14 protein-coding genes are annotated in these 13,851 nt (G+C 67.0%); 7 read left to right on the top strand and 7 right to left on the bottom strand.

What is annotated here, in order from left to right; all coding sequences use genetic code 11:
• Together NP3_RS01295 and NP3_RS01290 are read right to left on the bottom strand one after the other, a co-directional pair.
• Window positions 1-565, bottom strand: a 565-nt coding sequence (locus tag NP3_RS01295; RefSeq protein ID WP_169814424.1) for an NAD(P)/FAD-dependent oxidoreductase, incomplete at its 3' end; no start/stop codon positions are given.
• 179 nt (window positions 566-744) lie between these two features.
• Window positions 745-1,296, bottom strand: a complete 552-nt coding sequence (locus tag NP3_RS01290) for a TetR/AcrR family transcriptional regulator (RefSeq protein WP_063036904.1) — start codon at window positions 1,294-1,296, stop codon at window positions 745-747.
• Between the two features lie 77 nt (window positions 1,297-1,373).
• Here NP3_RS01290 and NP3_RS01285 point away from each other — a divergent pair, with 77 nt between their 5' ends.
• On the top strand, window positions 1,374-2,600 hold the full coding sequence (locus NP3_RS01285; RefSeq protein ID WP_063036911.1) for an FAD-dependent monooxygenase: 1,227 nt from the start codon (window positions 1,374-1,376) through the stop codon (window positions 2,598-2,600).
• Here the strand turns inward: NP3_RS01285 and NP3_RS49610 are convergent.
• Window positions 2,587-4,146: a hypothetical protein gene (locus NP3_RS49610; RefSeq protein WP_063036902.1), complete on the bottom strand. Its 1,560-nt coding sequence runs from the start codon at window positions 4,144-4,146 to the stop codon at window positions 2,587-2,589. The genes NP3_RS01285 and NP3_RS49610 overlap by 14 nt on opposite strands.
• 2 nt (window positions 4,147-4,148) lie before the next feature.
• Window positions 4,149-4,922 carry a crotonase/enoyl-CoA hydratase family protein gene (locus NP3_RS01275; RefSeq protein ID WP_218024791.1) on the bottom strand — a complete coding sequence of 258 codons (774 nt, stop codon included), beginning with the start codon at window positions 4,920-4,922 and terminating at the stop codon, window positions 4,149-4,151.
• A 54-nt stretch (window positions 4,923-4,976) separates the two neighbouring features.
• Here NP3_RS01275 and NP3_RS01270 point away from each other — a divergent pair, with 54 nt between their 5' ends.
• A complete protein-coding gene (locus NP3_RS01270) occupies window positions 4,977-5,606 on the top strand; it encodes a TetR/AcrR family transcriptional regulator (protein WP_063036900.1) in 630 nt (209 codons plus the stop codon).
• Entirely contained in the window at window positions 5,593-7,212 is a 1,620-nt protein-coding gene (locus NP3_RS01265) for an acyl-CoA dehydrogenase family protein (RefSeq protein ID WP_063036898.1), read from the top strand. The genes NP3_RS01270 and NP3_RS01265 overlap by 14 nt, the downstream gene beginning before the upstream one ends.
• Window positions 7,213-7,689: 477 nt before the next feature.
• Here NP3_RS01265 and NP3_RS01260 read toward each other — a convergent pair whose 3' ends face one another.
• Window positions 7,690-8,556, bottom strand: coding sequence for a helix-turn-helix transcriptional regulator (locus NP3_RS01260; protein ID WP_063036896.1), 867 nt, complete (start codon window positions 8,554-8,556; stop codon window positions 7,690-7,692).
• Window positions 8,557-8,630: 74 nt separating this feature from the next.
• Here NP3_RS01260 and NP3_RS01255 point away from each other — a divergent pair, with 74 nt between their 5' ends.
• Entirely contained in the window at window positions 8,631-9,308 is a 678-nt protein-coding gene (locus tag NP3_RS01255; RefSeq protein WP_063036894.1) for a class I SAM-dependent methyltransferase, read from the top strand.
• Window positions 9,309-9,450: 142 nt separating this feature from the next.
• On the opposite strand, the gene NP3_RS01250 is transcribed toward NP3_RS01255, so the two are convergent.
• A complete protein-coding gene (locus tag NP3_RS01250) occupies window positions 9,451-9,852 on the bottom strand; it encodes a nuclear transport factor 2 family protein (RefSeq protein WP_063036892.1) in 402 nt (133 codons plus the stop codon).
• A 71-nt stretch (window positions 9,853-9,923) separates the two neighbouring features.
• On the opposite strand from NP3_RS01250, the gene NP3_RS01245 reads away from it, so the two are divergent.
• The 3 genes from NP3_RS01245 to NP3_RS01235 all read left to right on the top strand — a co-directional run bounded on the left by NP3_RS01245 (window position 9,924) and on the right by NP3_RS01235 (window position 12,075).
• Window positions 9,924-10,826, top strand: a complete 903-nt coding sequence (locus NP3_RS01245) for a LysR family transcriptional regulator (RefSeq protein WP_063036890.1) — start codon at window positions 9,924-9,926, stop codon at window positions 10,824-10,826.
• Between the two features lie 65 nt (window positions 10,827-10,891).
• A complete protein-coding gene (locus NP3_RS01240; RefSeq protein WP_063036907.1) occupies window positions 10,892-11,572 on the top strand; it encodes a nucleoside/nucleotide kinase family protein in 681 nt (226 codons plus the stop codon).
• A 35-nt stretch (window positions 11,573-11,607) separates the two neighbouring features.
• Window positions 11,608-12,075 carry an SRPBCC family protein gene (locus NP3_RS01235; protein WP_218024790.1) on the top strand — a complete coding sequence of 156 codons (468 nt, stop codon included), beginning with the start codon at window positions 11,608-11,610 and terminating at the stop codon, window positions 12,073-12,075.
• A 3-nt stretch (window positions 12,076-12,078) separates the two neighbouring features.
• On the opposite strand, the gene pgi is transcribed toward NP3_RS01235, so the two are convergent.
• Window positions 12,079-13,716 (bottom strand): glucose-6-phosphate isomerase, encoded by a 1,638-nt coding sequence (gene pgi, locus NP3_RS01230; protein ID WP_063036886.1) that lies wholly within the window; start codon window positions 13,714-13,716, stop codon window positions 12,079-12,081.
• Between the last annotated feature and the right edge of the window lie 135 nt (window positions 13,717-13,851).

Genomic DNA, 13,851 nt, shown 5'->3' with positions numbered 1-13,851 from the left:
CCTTCGTGCCCAGCCAGCCGCCCAGTTCGTGGCTGGTGGCGAGGCTGACCCGAAGTCCTGGACGGGATTCGGCGAGTTCGGTAGCGGCCTCGATCGCGGTCAGATTGCCGCCGACTACCAGCACCTTCCCGTCCTCGCCCAGCTCGTCCAGGCGTGCGCGCAGGCGCAGTGCGGACGGCCGCGCGGCCACGTGGAAGGCGTGCTCGTCGACACCCGGAACGCCGTGGTCGGCGGCGGTGCTGCCGAGCGCGTAGAGCAGGGTGTCGTATTCGAGCCGGTCGATGCCCTCGCCGTCGGTGACTGTGACAGTCCGATGCTCGGCGTCGACATCGGTCACCCGCGCCAGTCGTAATCGGATGCCGGTGCCCGCGAACACCTCCGCCAGCGGCCGGTGGCGCAGATCCTGTCCGGCGGCGAGCTGATGCAGGCGCAGCCGCTCGACGAAATCGGGTTCGGCGTTGACGACGGTGATCTCGAAGTCGTCGCGGTGGAGTTGGCGCGCCAGGTATCCGGCCGAGAAGGCTCCGGCGTATCCGGCCCCGAGGACGACGATGCGGTGCTTCATGATTCGCTCCTGTCTGGTTCGCGTGCTTCCTGAACGAGACAGCCCCCGAATTCCTGACAGCACTCTCCAGTGACGTGGATCACCCTCGAGAGTCGCTCGGCCAAACTCCATTCCGAACCATGTCGGCCCGAGCGGGTTCCCGACCGCCCGTTGTGAGGGTGGCGTCCGCTGGGGCTTCGTCAGGGTTCGGGGCGCGGCTCGAAGCCCAGCGTGGCGCAGGCGCCGTCCACGGCCGCTCGGCGGAGTTCGTCCTTCGGCACGTCGGCGAATTGGATCGTGCAGTCCTGGAGGCCGCCGAAGGCGATTACGGCGCGGGTGGCCTGCTCCAGTGTGGGTTCGGGGCCGCACAGCAGCCGCACCAGTCGCCCGCGCCAGGCCAGCACCAGGTCGATCAGGCCCAGGTCGGCGAGGGTGGTCAGCTCGGCGAGCATGAGCACGATGTCTTTGCGGTGGCGGTAGTGGAAGTCGAAGTAGCCCTCCAGCAGGGCGCGGGGCTCGACCTCGCGCCGCGCCTCCTGCTCCGCCAGGAACGCCTCTTCCTCGTCGATGATCGGCTGCACGATGCTGCGGACCAGCTCCTCGCGTGAGGAGAAGTGGTAGTAGAGCGCAGGTTTGGTGATGCCGAGCCGATCGGCGATCTCCTGCAGGCCGGTCCGATGCACACCCTGCTGTGCGAAGAGTTCGCGGGCGACCTCTTGGATCCGCTGCTTGGTGTCGGAGGGGCGAGGCATGCCGCGAGCCTATCTTACTTAACGATAGGTAAGTAACGGTGCTAAACTTACTTATCGTTAAGTAAGGAGATATGCTCATGCGGATTCTCATCTCCGGCGCCAGCGTCGCCGGTCCGGTACTGGCGTACTGGCTCACCAGGCACGGCTTCTCCGTCACCGTTGTCGAGCGCGCACCGGCGCTGCGCAAGTCCGGCGGCCACGCGGTCGACCTGTTCCGGCCCGCGATGGACATATCGGAGAAGATGGGCGTGCTCGCACGCGTCGAGGAGCGGGCCACCGGCACCAAGCGGATGACCCTCTACCCGGAGGGCAAACGACGTCCCGTCCAGGTGGACCTCGCCAAGATCTTCGGTGCCGCCTCCGACCGGCACGTCGAGATCATGCGAGACGACCTGAGCGAGATCTACTGCGACGCCGCGCGCGACGAGGTCGAGTACATCTTCGGCGACTCGATCACCGCGATCTCACCCGACGGCGAGGTGCGGTTCGAGAACGCCGCGCCGCGCCGCTTCGACCTCGTCGTCGGCGCGGACGGTCTGCATTCCAACGTGCGCCGCCTCGTCTTCGGTGACGAGTCCCGCTTCAGCGACTTCATCGGGGCGTACCTCGGGGTGCTGACACTGCCCAACGGGTTCGGCCTCGACGGCGAGCTCCGCATCCACGTCGGCGTCGGCCGTACTGCAGGCATGTACGGCGCGCGGCACCTCGGCGAAGCGCGGGCTTTGTTCCTGTTCCGGAGCGAGCGCGAGCTCGACTGCCACCACCGTGATGTGCCCCGGCAGAAGGACTTGCTGCGCAATGCGTTCGGCGGCATGCACGCCGAGGTGGATCGCTGGCTCGACGAACTCGACCGCACCCCGGCGTTCTACTTCGACTCGATCACCCAATTGCATATGGACACCTGGTCGCGGGGGCGGGCGACACTCGTCGGCGACGCGGGCTACAGCCCCGGCCCGGCCGTCGGCGGCAGCACCACCCTGGCCGTCGTCGGCGCGTACGTCCTCGCAGGGGAGCTGGCGCGCGCGGGCGGCGACCACGAGCGCGCCTTTCCCGCCTACGAGCGCGCGATGGCCGAGCACGTACGCGGCAGCCACGCGGTCGCGCTGAGCGCGGCGAAGACCCTGATCCCCACATCGCGCCTCGGTGTTTCGGGACTGGTCCAGGGCAGCCGCCTGATTTCCGCCCTGCCCGGGGGACCCAGCCGCGCTTTCATCCGCCTCACCACCAAGAGCGCACGCCTCTACAACTCCATGACCGTCGAGGACTACCCACCCTCGCCCGCCGCCGCGGTCACCAGAGCGTGATCGGGAGGCCGAGGGCGGTGGCGGTTTCGTGGGCCAGGGTGCAAAGGGTTTCGGGGGTGTCGATGTGGGTGGGGTCGAGGCTGACGACGGCGAGAGTGTAGGTGTCGGCGATGCGGCAGAGATAGCCGGACAGGCGGGTGCGGGGGAGGAGGTCCGCGGTGAGGCCCGGATGGATGGCGCGGGCGGCGACGCCGGTGCAGCGATGTGGGCCGAGGGTGCGCATGGCGTCGGGGAGCGTTCCGATGTTGGAGCACAGGATGTCTCGTTCACCAGCACCCCTGGACAAGGCGTAGGCCCAGCGATCCGGAATCACCTGCAGCAGTTCCTCCGGCATCCCGCCGGGGCTGGACATGCGCCGCTCGTAGGCGATTCGGGCCTTCTCACGAATTGTGGCCGGAGTATCGGTGCGCCCGATGGTGATCTCGGTCATCGCGAGGTCATTGTCGACGCGCGGCTCGTCGCGGGTGTCGACCGGAAGGCTGGCATCGATCGTCTCGGCGGGAAATCCACTTGTCCACAACATTTTCGCGATCAGTGCGATGAACAGGCTATTGGCCGTACCGCCCTGCGCCGCAGCTGCCGACTCCCAGTCGGCAGCGGGGCACTGCAGTACAGCACTGAGGGTCGGTGCGCTCTCAGCCCCGACGCGTCCAGCGACCGACCCGCTTTCAGACGTCGATATCCCGTGTTCGCGAGTCGACGCAGTCCGGGCGGGACGTTCGGGGATTCCGCGACGAAGCGCGTGAAATGTGCCGCGCACAACGATCGACCACTGCCGCCGAGCATCGGACCAATCCGATACCGCAGCTTGGGTTTTCCGGCCCTTTGGGGCATTCATTCGCGCGTCGGACCGGTCTGGTTCCGATGTAGTGGATGTCGACGCAGGTCTCGGCACCGTCATCGAGCCGCCCGCATCAGATCGGCCCGGCCGCTTCGGATAAGCCAACTCGTCGGCGGGCCGACCGGTATCCGACTTTGCCTCTGACGCGGTAGATTTCGTTGATAGCGTGCTGATCGCAAGCATCGTCGACGGCGCGGACGTCATACCTGACCCGGTATCCGGGGAACGCATGGCCTGCACCGACGACGTGGTCAGGCTCGGGCCGCCCAGCGCATCATCGACCGCGAGCACCAGCGCTTTCCCATCCGCGAGTGCATGCGAACAGGTCAGCGACACAATCGATCCGCCGTCATCCAAGGCGGCGGTCGACAATCGCCAACCCGGACCGTATTCGGGATCGAGGTTCGCGCCCTGCGCGTCGGCCCACCCGAGCAGGTCCTCGGTAGCGATAGTGCCGTCGGTGAACTCGAGCGGATAGGCCCGAGCATTTGCCCGCCAGCTGCGACGCGCACCCGGAACCGAAGGCCGAATCACTCTGCGCCCCAACGGCCCGACCCGCAGTGCCGCGTGCACCTGCCGCAGTAACTGAGGATCGACGCGATCGGCCGTGCGCCACAAACCCTGGAGCGCGATCGGGGTGCCGAGCCCGCGATGCGTGCGCAGGAAGATCTCGTCGACGACGCTCAACCGTTGGGCGGCAGCCATTGTCAGGAGCGCGCACCGTGACGGCCCGCACCGGCGGCGAACCGTTGTGCGCCGTCCAGGGCTCCGTCGGCCAGGGCCTTCAGGCCGTGTCGGTACTCGTTGAGCAGCGCGGCCTCTTCGTCCATACCGTCCTGCTCCAGCAGCGACATGCGGTCCGAGCGCAGGCAGGTCTGCGGCAGTGCGGCCAGTTCGGCGGCGAGTTGTTCGGCGGCACTGCGGGATTCGCCATTCGGCACCACCCGATTGATCAGCCCGATCTGCAATGCCTCCGTGGCGGCGACGGCACGACCGGTGAGCACCATATCCATCGCGCGCCCGGTGCCGATGATGCGCGGCAACCGAATCGTGCCGCCATCGATCAGCGGCACACCCCAGCGGCGACAGAACACGCCGAAGGTGCTGTCCTGCTCGGCGACTCGCATATCGCACCACAGCGCCAACTCCAGTCCGCCCGCGACCGCGTATCCGGAAATCGCGGCGATCACCGGTTTGGACAGCCGCATTCGGGTCGGACCCATCGGACCGTCACCGTCCTCGGTGACCCGATTGGAGCGCTCGGTGCCGAGCGCCTTCAGGTCCGCGCCCGCGCAGAAGGTGCCGCCGTCGCCCCACAGCACGGCGACCGCCGCATCCGGATCGGCATCGAATTCGCGGAATGCGTCGACCAAGGCCGCGGCGGTCGGACCGTCGACGGCATTGCGTGCCTGGGGGCGGTGCAGGATCACGGTGGTCACGGGGCCGTTGCGTTCGATTCGCACAGTCACGAGGACGACCATACGCCGTCGGAAGTACCCTTGTGTGAAGAAATGAATTTGTGGTTCACTTCTTGTATGGCCTACCGCAGAACCCCTGCTGTGCAGGCCCGCCTCGATGCCCAGGCGGGCCTGATCGTGCAGGCGGCGACCAAGGTGCTGTCGCACGCGGGCTATGCCGGACTGTCCATGGCGGCCGTCGCCGCCGAGGCGGGCGTGGCCACCGGAACGGTCTACAAGAACTTCAGCGGCAAGGCCGACCTGGTGAGCGCGGTATTCCGGAAGGTGGTCGCGCACGAAGTGGCCGCAGTGGTTACCGCAAGCGCCTCGGGAACGGCCGTCGAGCGGGTGACCGCGGCGGTGGAAACCTTCGCGGGCCGGGCGCTGAAGAATCCGAAACTCGCCTACGTCCTGCTCGTCGAACCCGTCGATACCGTGGTCGATGCCGAGCGTCTGCGCTTCCGTCGCGCCTTTGCCCAAGCCTTCGAATCCGCTGTCGCGGAGGGTGTTTCGCGCGGTGAATTGCCCGCGCAGGATGCCAAGACCAGCGCGGCCGCGCTCGTCGGCGCGATCGGCGAGGTTTTGGTCGGCCCGCTGGCCGACGCACCGCACAGCGAATCCGTTGTGCCCCAACTCATCAGTTTCGCGTTACGCGCACTCGGTGTGCGCGATGAATCCGACTCAGGAGTGTCCGATGCCGACGCATGAAGTATTCAACCAGGTTCCCGACATCGTGCCCTTCGATGTCGCGCAGAACCCGGCCCTGCTCGAGGGACTGCATCGCGAGGGCGCGGGCTGGGCCGAACCCGAAGTGCGTGAACTCGGCAGGCTCGCAGGCGGATTCGAAGCGCAGGAGTGGGGCCGCCTCGCCAACGAATACCCGCCCGTCCTGCATACACACGACCGCTACGGCAACCGCATCGATGAGGTCGAATTCCATCCGTACTGGCACGAGCTGATGAAAGTCGCTGTCGCGCACGGACTCCACGGCTCGCCCTGGCTCGACGACCGGCCCGGCACCCATGCCGCCCGCGCGGCCAAGTTCTATACCTGGGGTGTCGCCGACGCCGGGCATATGTGTCCGATCTCGATGACCTACGCCGTCGTGCCAGCGTTGCGCCACAATCCGGAACTCGCGGCCAGGTACGAACCGCTACTCGGTTCCCGCACTTACGATTTCGGCTTGCGCGAACCGTCGACCAAGGCCGGTCTCATCGCGGGCATGTCGATGACCGAGAAGCAGGGCGGCTCCGACGTCCGTGCCAACACCACCACTGCCACACCGCAGCCCGATGGCAGCTACCGCATCGTCGGCCACAAGTGGTTCACCTCGGCGCCCATGTCGGATATGTTCCTCACCCTGGCTCAGGCGCCCGGCGGTCTGTCCTGCTTCCTGCTGCCGCGCGTCCTTCCGGACGACACCCGCAACCCCATCCGGATCCAACGCCTCAAGGACAAGCTCGGCAATAAGTCGAACGCGTCCTCGGAGATCGAATACGAGAACGCCACCGGCTGGCTGGTCGGTGCGGAAGGGGCTGGCGTCAAGACCATCATCGAAATGGTCAATATGACCCGCCTGGACTGCGTCATCGGCTCCGCCACCGGCATGCGCGTCGGCGCCGTCTACGCCGCGCACCACGCGCGACACCGAGAAGTGTTCGGGGCCAAGCTGATCGACCAACCCGCGATGCGCAATGTGCTCGCCGACCTGGTGATCGAATCCGATGCCGCCACCACGGTCATGATGCGCCTGGCCGGTGCGACCGACCGTGCGAGCACCGACCCCGCCGAGGCCGCGCTGCGCCGAATCGCCTTGGCGGTCACCAAGTATTGGGTCTGCAAGCGCGCTCCCGCGCATGCGGCCGAGGCCTTGGAATGCTTCGGCGGCAATGGTTATGCCGAGGAATCCGGTATGCCGCGCCTCTATCGTGAGGCCCCGCTCATGTCCATCTGGGAAGGCTCCGGCAATGTCGCGGCGCTGGATGCGCTGCGCGCCATGGGCCGTCAGCCCGAAACGGTAGAGGCCTTCTTCAACGAAGTCTCGCTGGCCTCTGGCGCCGACCCCCGTCTCGACGATGCCATCGCCCGCCTCGGCAAGGAACTGTCCGACCTCGACGAAATCGAATACCGCGCTCGCCGCGTCGTCGAACTCATGGCCCTGGTCCTACAGGGCGCGCAACTCGTCCGGCACGGCCACCCCGCAGTCGCCGACGCCTTCTGCGCCACCCGCCTCGGCGACGACTGGGGCATCGCCTTCGGCACCCTCCCGACCGGCGTGAACACCACCGACATCATCGCTCGCGCCCTCACCTGACCCGGCCGCTCGCGGGCATCCCGTGTTGGCGCCGACGACGGGTTTCGTGCAGGCACTCACTTCAGCGCGCTACGGCTGCACGCGCCCACCTCAGCGCGTCGTGGATGCTCGGGCCAGCTCGCTGCGGCGCTCGCGACAGCCTGCTGGGGCGGTCGCGACACCTGCTGCGGGTGCTCGGGCGAGTCTGCTGCGGGTGCCTGCGTCGGTGCGTTGTGGTGGCCTGCGTCGGTGGGTTGTGGTGGCCTGCGTCGGTGGGTTGTGGTGGCCTGCGTCGGTGGGTTGTGGTGGCCTGCGTCGGTGGGTTGTGGTGGCCTGCGTCGGTGGGTTGTGGTGGCCTGCGTCGGTGCGTTGTGCCGCCCCGCGTCGGTGCGTTGTGGTGGCCTGCGTCGGTGCGTTGTGGTGGCCTGCGTCGGCCCGTTGTGCCGCCCCGCGTCGGCGCGTTGCTGTGGCCTGCGTCGGCGCGCTGCGGTGCCCGCGTCAGCGCGCGAGCGAAGCAGGCTGGGCGCGCCATTGGCGAGGTGACAGATCGTTGTTGCGCCGGAACAAGCGGGTGAAGTAGCCCGCGTCCGGGATCCCGACCCGCCGGGCGATCTCACCGACCGGCAGATCCGTCTCGGCCAGCAACCGCCGCGCCTCGGTCATCCGCCGCTCGGTGATCCACGCCTGCACGGTGCGTCCGGTGCGGCGGCGCACCACGGTGGTCAGATGCCCCGGGGTCATGCCGACCGCATCCGCCACATCGCGCAGCGACAGTGGTGCGGTGTGCCGCTGGTCGATCACATCGAACACCTCGGCGAGCAGCGGTTCGCCGCTGCGCCGCAGATCCCCCACCACGTCGGCGGCCAGCCGCGCGAGGTCGATCAGCAGCAGTGTCAGATGCGCCGACGCCGCCTGCCGATATCCCTCCTGCCGCTGTGCCAGCTCGACATCAATGGCGGCAATCGCATTGTCCCACAACGGTCTTCGTTCCACCGGGACCGTCAACTCCAGCACCCCACCCGAATGCTCGTGCAGGAATGGAAACAGCAAAGGATGCGCTCGCCACGCGGGCCATGGCGCGCGTCCGGCATCGCCGAGTGTCGCGGGATCGAAGAACACCCCGACCGCGCCTTCGAACTCATGCGGTGGCGCGGCCTCGATTACCTGACCTGCGGCGACGACATACACCACACCGGCGGACCGGACGTAGAGCAATACCGGAAAGTCGTGAATATGCGGGCGGTGCCCGAGTCCGGCATGACGATCGAAGCGCAGCAGCGACACCGGCGGCGTGACCCGATCACTCCGATAGTCGTACACCGGAACACCACGGCGGTGCCGGACCACCCGGGTAGCCTCGGTCATGACACCGAAAATAGTCCAAATTCGGCCGACAATCACCCAATTATCAAGCTGGATCTGCGAGCACCATGAGAATCATGACCAAAGATCATCCACATTCGGTACTCAAAGCCATGGGCAACCAGCACGACTACCTGCCCGCAGCGGGTCGCGACGCACTGCTGCCCACCTACGATCTGCTCACCCGCCTGCTCGGCATGTACAAACTCCACGAAACCCTCGTCGCGCAAGCCGAACTCGAACCTGGTCAGCACGTACTGGAAATCGGCTGTGGCACAGGCAATCTCACCCTGAAGGCCAAACGTGCCCAACCTGCTGCGGAGCTGATCGGCTCCGATCCCGACCCGCTCGCACTCGCCCGCGCCGAGCGAAAGGCGAACGGCCTGAACGGAATCCGCTTCGAACGCGCCTACGCCCAGGAACTGCCGTATCCGGACCAAGAATTCGACCGCATCTTGTCATCGATGATGCTGCACCACCTCGAAACCGACATCAAGACCGCCGCATTGGCCGAAGCGCTGCGCGTCCTGCGCCCCGGCGGCAGCCTGCACATCCTCGATGTCGGCGGCGAGGTGACCCCGGACGACGGCCTGATGGCCCGGCTGCTGCTGCACAACCACCATGCCCACGACAACCTCGGCGACCGCATCCCCCAACTCCTGCGCACCGTCGGCTTCGACTGCACCGTGGTCGCCTCCCAGCGCCACCGTCGCCTCGGTCGCGTCACCTTCTACCGCGGCACCCGCCCGAAGTAGCGCCGCGTCCAGCTAGCTTCCAGGCATCGAGATCCGTCGAGCGCAGTCACATGGCGGTACTGCGGGGCGTGTCGTGCCGCGTTTCGACTGCGCTCGGCGAGCGAGCCGAACCTGACGTGCGGCAGCCTATCTGGACGGTGCCCTAGCCGAGGCGCTGGAGCACCCGCTCGACCAGTGCCGTATCGCAATGCTCGATCACCTCCGTGAGCTGGCCATCCGCGATCCGGAAAATGAAACAGTAGGTTTGCTCGTAAGGCTCGCCGCCGGTGGTGATGCCGTGGCCGCGGACCTGGGCGACGACGCGGTCGTCTGCGGCGATCACGAAGTCGGCCGCGCTGCGGTACTCGGCGAACTGGGTCATCAGCGGCCGCAGAAGTTTGTTCAGCACAACCGTTTTCGGTTCCCAGGTGCGCGACCACGACCAGTTCCCCGGAAAGATCCAGCGGAAGTCCTCGGCCATGGCCTCGCCCATCGCGCGGGTATTGCCCTGGGACATCTGCTCGAAGATGTCCTCGATCAGTTTCTTGTTCGCTGCTGCACTCATGCATTCGACGCTAGGTACCGCCGAGATATGCGACAAGCGAGAATCTCGCATATTTGGTATGAGTAAACAGCATGGGTGAGTTCACGATCGTCGGATTGCGAGTGGTCCGGGAGGCCGCCCGGAGCGGGTCGTTCTCGACGGCCGCGGAGAATCTGGGCTACACGCAGTCGGCGGTATCCCGGCAGATCGCCCTGATGGAGCAGGCGGCGGGCCGGGCATTGTTCGAGCGCCACGCGCGCGGTGTGCAGACCACCGAGGCGGGCCGGATCGTGCTGCGGCATGCCGAAACGGTGCTCGGCGGGCTCGGCTCCGCGCGGCAAGAACTCGACGAACTCACCGCGCGTCCGCCCGCCACACTCCGCGTCGGCGCATTCTCGACCGCCATGGCCGCACTGGTGCCAAGGGCCATTGCCGCCACCGCGCCGCGACTCGCGCGAGTACCGCTACGCGAAGGACCCAGTCCGCGATTGGTATCCGCAGTCGCGCGCGGTCGGCTGGATCTGGCGGTGGTGACCGAGACGCACAATCTGCCCGCGGATACCGAGATCGAGCCACTCTTGGACGACCCGCTGCTCATCGCGGTCCCACCGGACCATGCACTCGCGGGCGATGCCAGCGTCACGCCCGCGCGGCTGCGCGGGGAACGCTGGATCGCGGGCAGCACCGAGGTGAGCAGCACTCTGCTCGGCGCATGGCGCGACGCCACTTGGGAACCGGAGATCGCCTTCGTCGCCCGCGACTGGTTCGCCAAGCTCGGGCTGGTCGCGGCGGGTATGGGCAGCACCGTGGTACCCGGAATCGCGGTGCCCGTCCTGCCGCCGGGCATCGCACTGGTCCGCATCGACCATCCCGCGGCGGTTCGCACGACGTGCGTCGTCTATCGAAGAGGCGACTCCCCGAGACGGATCTTCATCGAGGCACTGCGCGACGTCGCCGCCGAGCTCGCCACCGAAGTCCGCCAGCGCCTTCGATAGCCGACTTACATAGCCACGTGACCGAATTCGCAGCGGACCGACTCATGCTGAGTACTGTGATTTCGATGACACGGACTTCCGTCGAAATGCCGTTGCGCTCGCTCGTCGAGCACCTGCGGATCCGGGCGGCGGGGTGCGCCCGACGGTACGTGCTCGGCATCGCCGGTCCGCCGGGCGCGGGTAAATCCACGCTCTCCAAGGCCATTCGTGACGATCTGAACAACCGATCCGGTGCCCGGATCGCCGAGATCGCGCCGATGGACGGTTTCCACCTGCCCAATGCGGTACTGCGCGCGACGGCGAACCTGGAGCGCAAGGGCGAACCACACACCTTCGACGTGGCCGCCTTCGTGGAAACCCTGCGCCGCTTACGCGATACCCCGCTCGGCGAGCCGGTGCCGTGGCCGACCTTCGACCGCGCCATTGAAGAACCGACCCCGGCCGGTGTCGTCTTCGATCGGCAGGAGATCGCCATTACCGAGGGCAACTATCTGCTGCTGTCCGACGGCGCCTGGTCGGGCGTCCGCGAATTCCTCGACGAGGTCTGGTACCTGGACGTGGCTCGCGAGGTGCTCGAACAACGCCTGCTGCGCCGCCACATTCGCGGCGGCCGCACCCCCGCCGCCGCGAAAATCAAGGTGTACGACAGTGATCTACCCAATGCCGATCTGATCGCGGATACCAGGCACGGAGCCGACCTCGTGCTGCGTCAGCGTGGCGGCCGCTACTACGCCGCCGAGGGGTGACCTGCGCCGCGTCGCCGAATCACGCTGGAAGTGACATGATCTCGCTCGACAAAACGTTCGAGGCACCGGGAGCAAGCGGGATGTGGGAGTACGAATACAGCGCGGAGACCGCGGTCGCACCGGAGGCGCTGTGGCGGTGCTGGTCGGATGTGGAGTCCTGGCCCGAATGGAACGAGGGGCTCGACGAGATCGAGATCGACGGCCCGTTCGAGGTCGGCACTTCGTTCACCATGACGCTCCCCGGCGGCGACACCGTGCGCATGCGCCTGGTGGAGATCGAACCCGGCGAACTGTTCACCGATGAAATGGACGGCGGCGATTTCACCGTCGTCACCGAGCACCGCTTGGAGCCGGTCGGCGAGGGGTGGACCCGCGTCGTCTACCGGACCGAGATCATCGGCGACGCCGCCGATACCGTCGGCCCCGAAATCGGTCCGGAGATCACCGCCGACTTCCCGGATATCGTGGCCGCCCTGATCAAGACGGCGCAAGCGCTGGGCTGAGGCTCAGCGGTTGTCGCGGTACCAGCCGATCAGGGCGTCGGTGGACGAGTCCCCTTGCGGCTGTGGCTCTTCCGGAGACGTCAGCAAGGGGGCCAGCGCGAGCGCCTGCTGCTTGCCGAGTTCTACGCCCCACTGGTCGAAGCTATCGATGCCCCAGATGGTGCCCTCGACGAACACCTGATGCTCGTAGAGCGCGATCAACTGGCCGACCACCGAGGGTGTGAGCTGCGGCGCGAGGATCGTGGTGCTCGGCCGATTGCCCGGCATCACCTTGTGCGGCACCACCTTCGGATCGGTGCCCTCGGCCGCGATCTCCTCGGCAGTCTTGCCGAAGGCGAGCACCTTGGTCTGCGCGAACAGGTTGCTCATGAGGATGTCGTGCATGCTGCCGGTGCCGTCGAGGGTGGGCAGATCAGCGGTGGGCTGGGCGAATCCGATGAAATCGGCCGGGATCAGCCGGGTGCCCTGGTGCAGTAGCTGGTAGAAGGCGTGCTGGCCGTTGGTTCCCGGTTCGCCCCAGAAGATTTCGCCGGTCGAGGTGGTCACCGGGGTGCCGTCGGCGCGTACCGATTTGCCGTTGGACTCCATGGTCAGCTGCTGCAGATAGGCCGGAAAGCGCGACAGATCGTTCGAATAGGGCAGCACCGCACGCGATTCCGCGCCGAAGAAGTTCGAGTACCAGATGCCGAGCAGGCCGAGCAGTACCGGACCGTTGCGGTCCAGCGGCTCGGTCGCGAAATGCCGGTCGACGGCGTGCATACCGGCCAGGAATTCGGCGAAGCGCTCCTTGCCGATGGTCGCCATCACCGAAAGCCCGATCGCCGAATCCACCGAATAGCGACCGCCGACCCAATCCCAGAAGCCGAACATATTCGCGGTGTCGATGCCGAATTCGGCGACCCGCTCGGCGTTCGTCGAGACGGCCACGAAGTGCTTGGCGACGGCATCCTCGCCGAGCGCGGCGACCAGCCAGCGCCGGGCCGCGGTGGCATTGGTCAGCGTCTCCAGCGTCGAAAACGTCTTGGAGGCAACGATGAACAGCGTGTTGGCCGGATCGAGTCCGTCGAGTTTCGCGAGCAGATCGGCCGGGTCGACATTCGAGACGAATCGGGCGCCGATCCCGGCATCGGCATAGTGCCGCAGTGCGCGGTGCACCATATCCGGGCCGAGATCCGAACCGCCGATGCCGATATTCACCACGGTCTTGATGCGCTCGCCGGTCGCGCCGCGCCACGCGCCGGAGCGCAGCGCGTCGGTGAATTCGCCCATCCGCCGGAGCACCTCGTGCACCTCGGCGCACGCATCCACGCCGTCCACGATGACCGATTCGCCCTCGGGCAGGCGCAGCGCGATATGTTCGACCGCGCGGTCCTCCGAGGTGTTGATGTGGTCGCCGCGGTACATCGCGTCGCGTCGTTCGGCCACCCCGGCCTCATCCGCCAATTCCACCAGCAGATGCAGGGTTTCCCGGGTGACGCGGTGCTTGCTGTAGTCGATGTGCAGGTCCCCGACCTGGATGATCAGCTCGCGGCCGCGGTCGGGATCCTCGGCGAAGAATTCACGCAGGTGTCGTCCGGCGACGGCGGCATGGTGCTCGTGCAGTTTCCGCCAGGCCGCCGATGCGGTGATGTCGCTGCTCACGTCCGCGAGGTTACAAGCACTCGATCGGGCGCGCAGGCAGGGACCGCATACTTTCGCCGATGTTGTCCTGACGGCTACCCCACGGCGATCATTCGCGTGTCGCTCGGACGGGGGTGCGACCCGCTCGAATAGGTC

The organism is Nocardia pseudovaccinii NBRC 100343 (genome assembly GCF_001613225.1).
In the GTDB taxonomy this organism is placed as follows: domain Bacteria; phylum Actinomycetota; class Actinomycetes; order Mycobacteriales; family Mycobacteriaceae; genus Nocardia; species Nocardia pseudovaccinii.
Note: the sequence above shows the minus strand (reverse complement) of the source record. Positions and strands in the feature narration are given on the sequence as shown.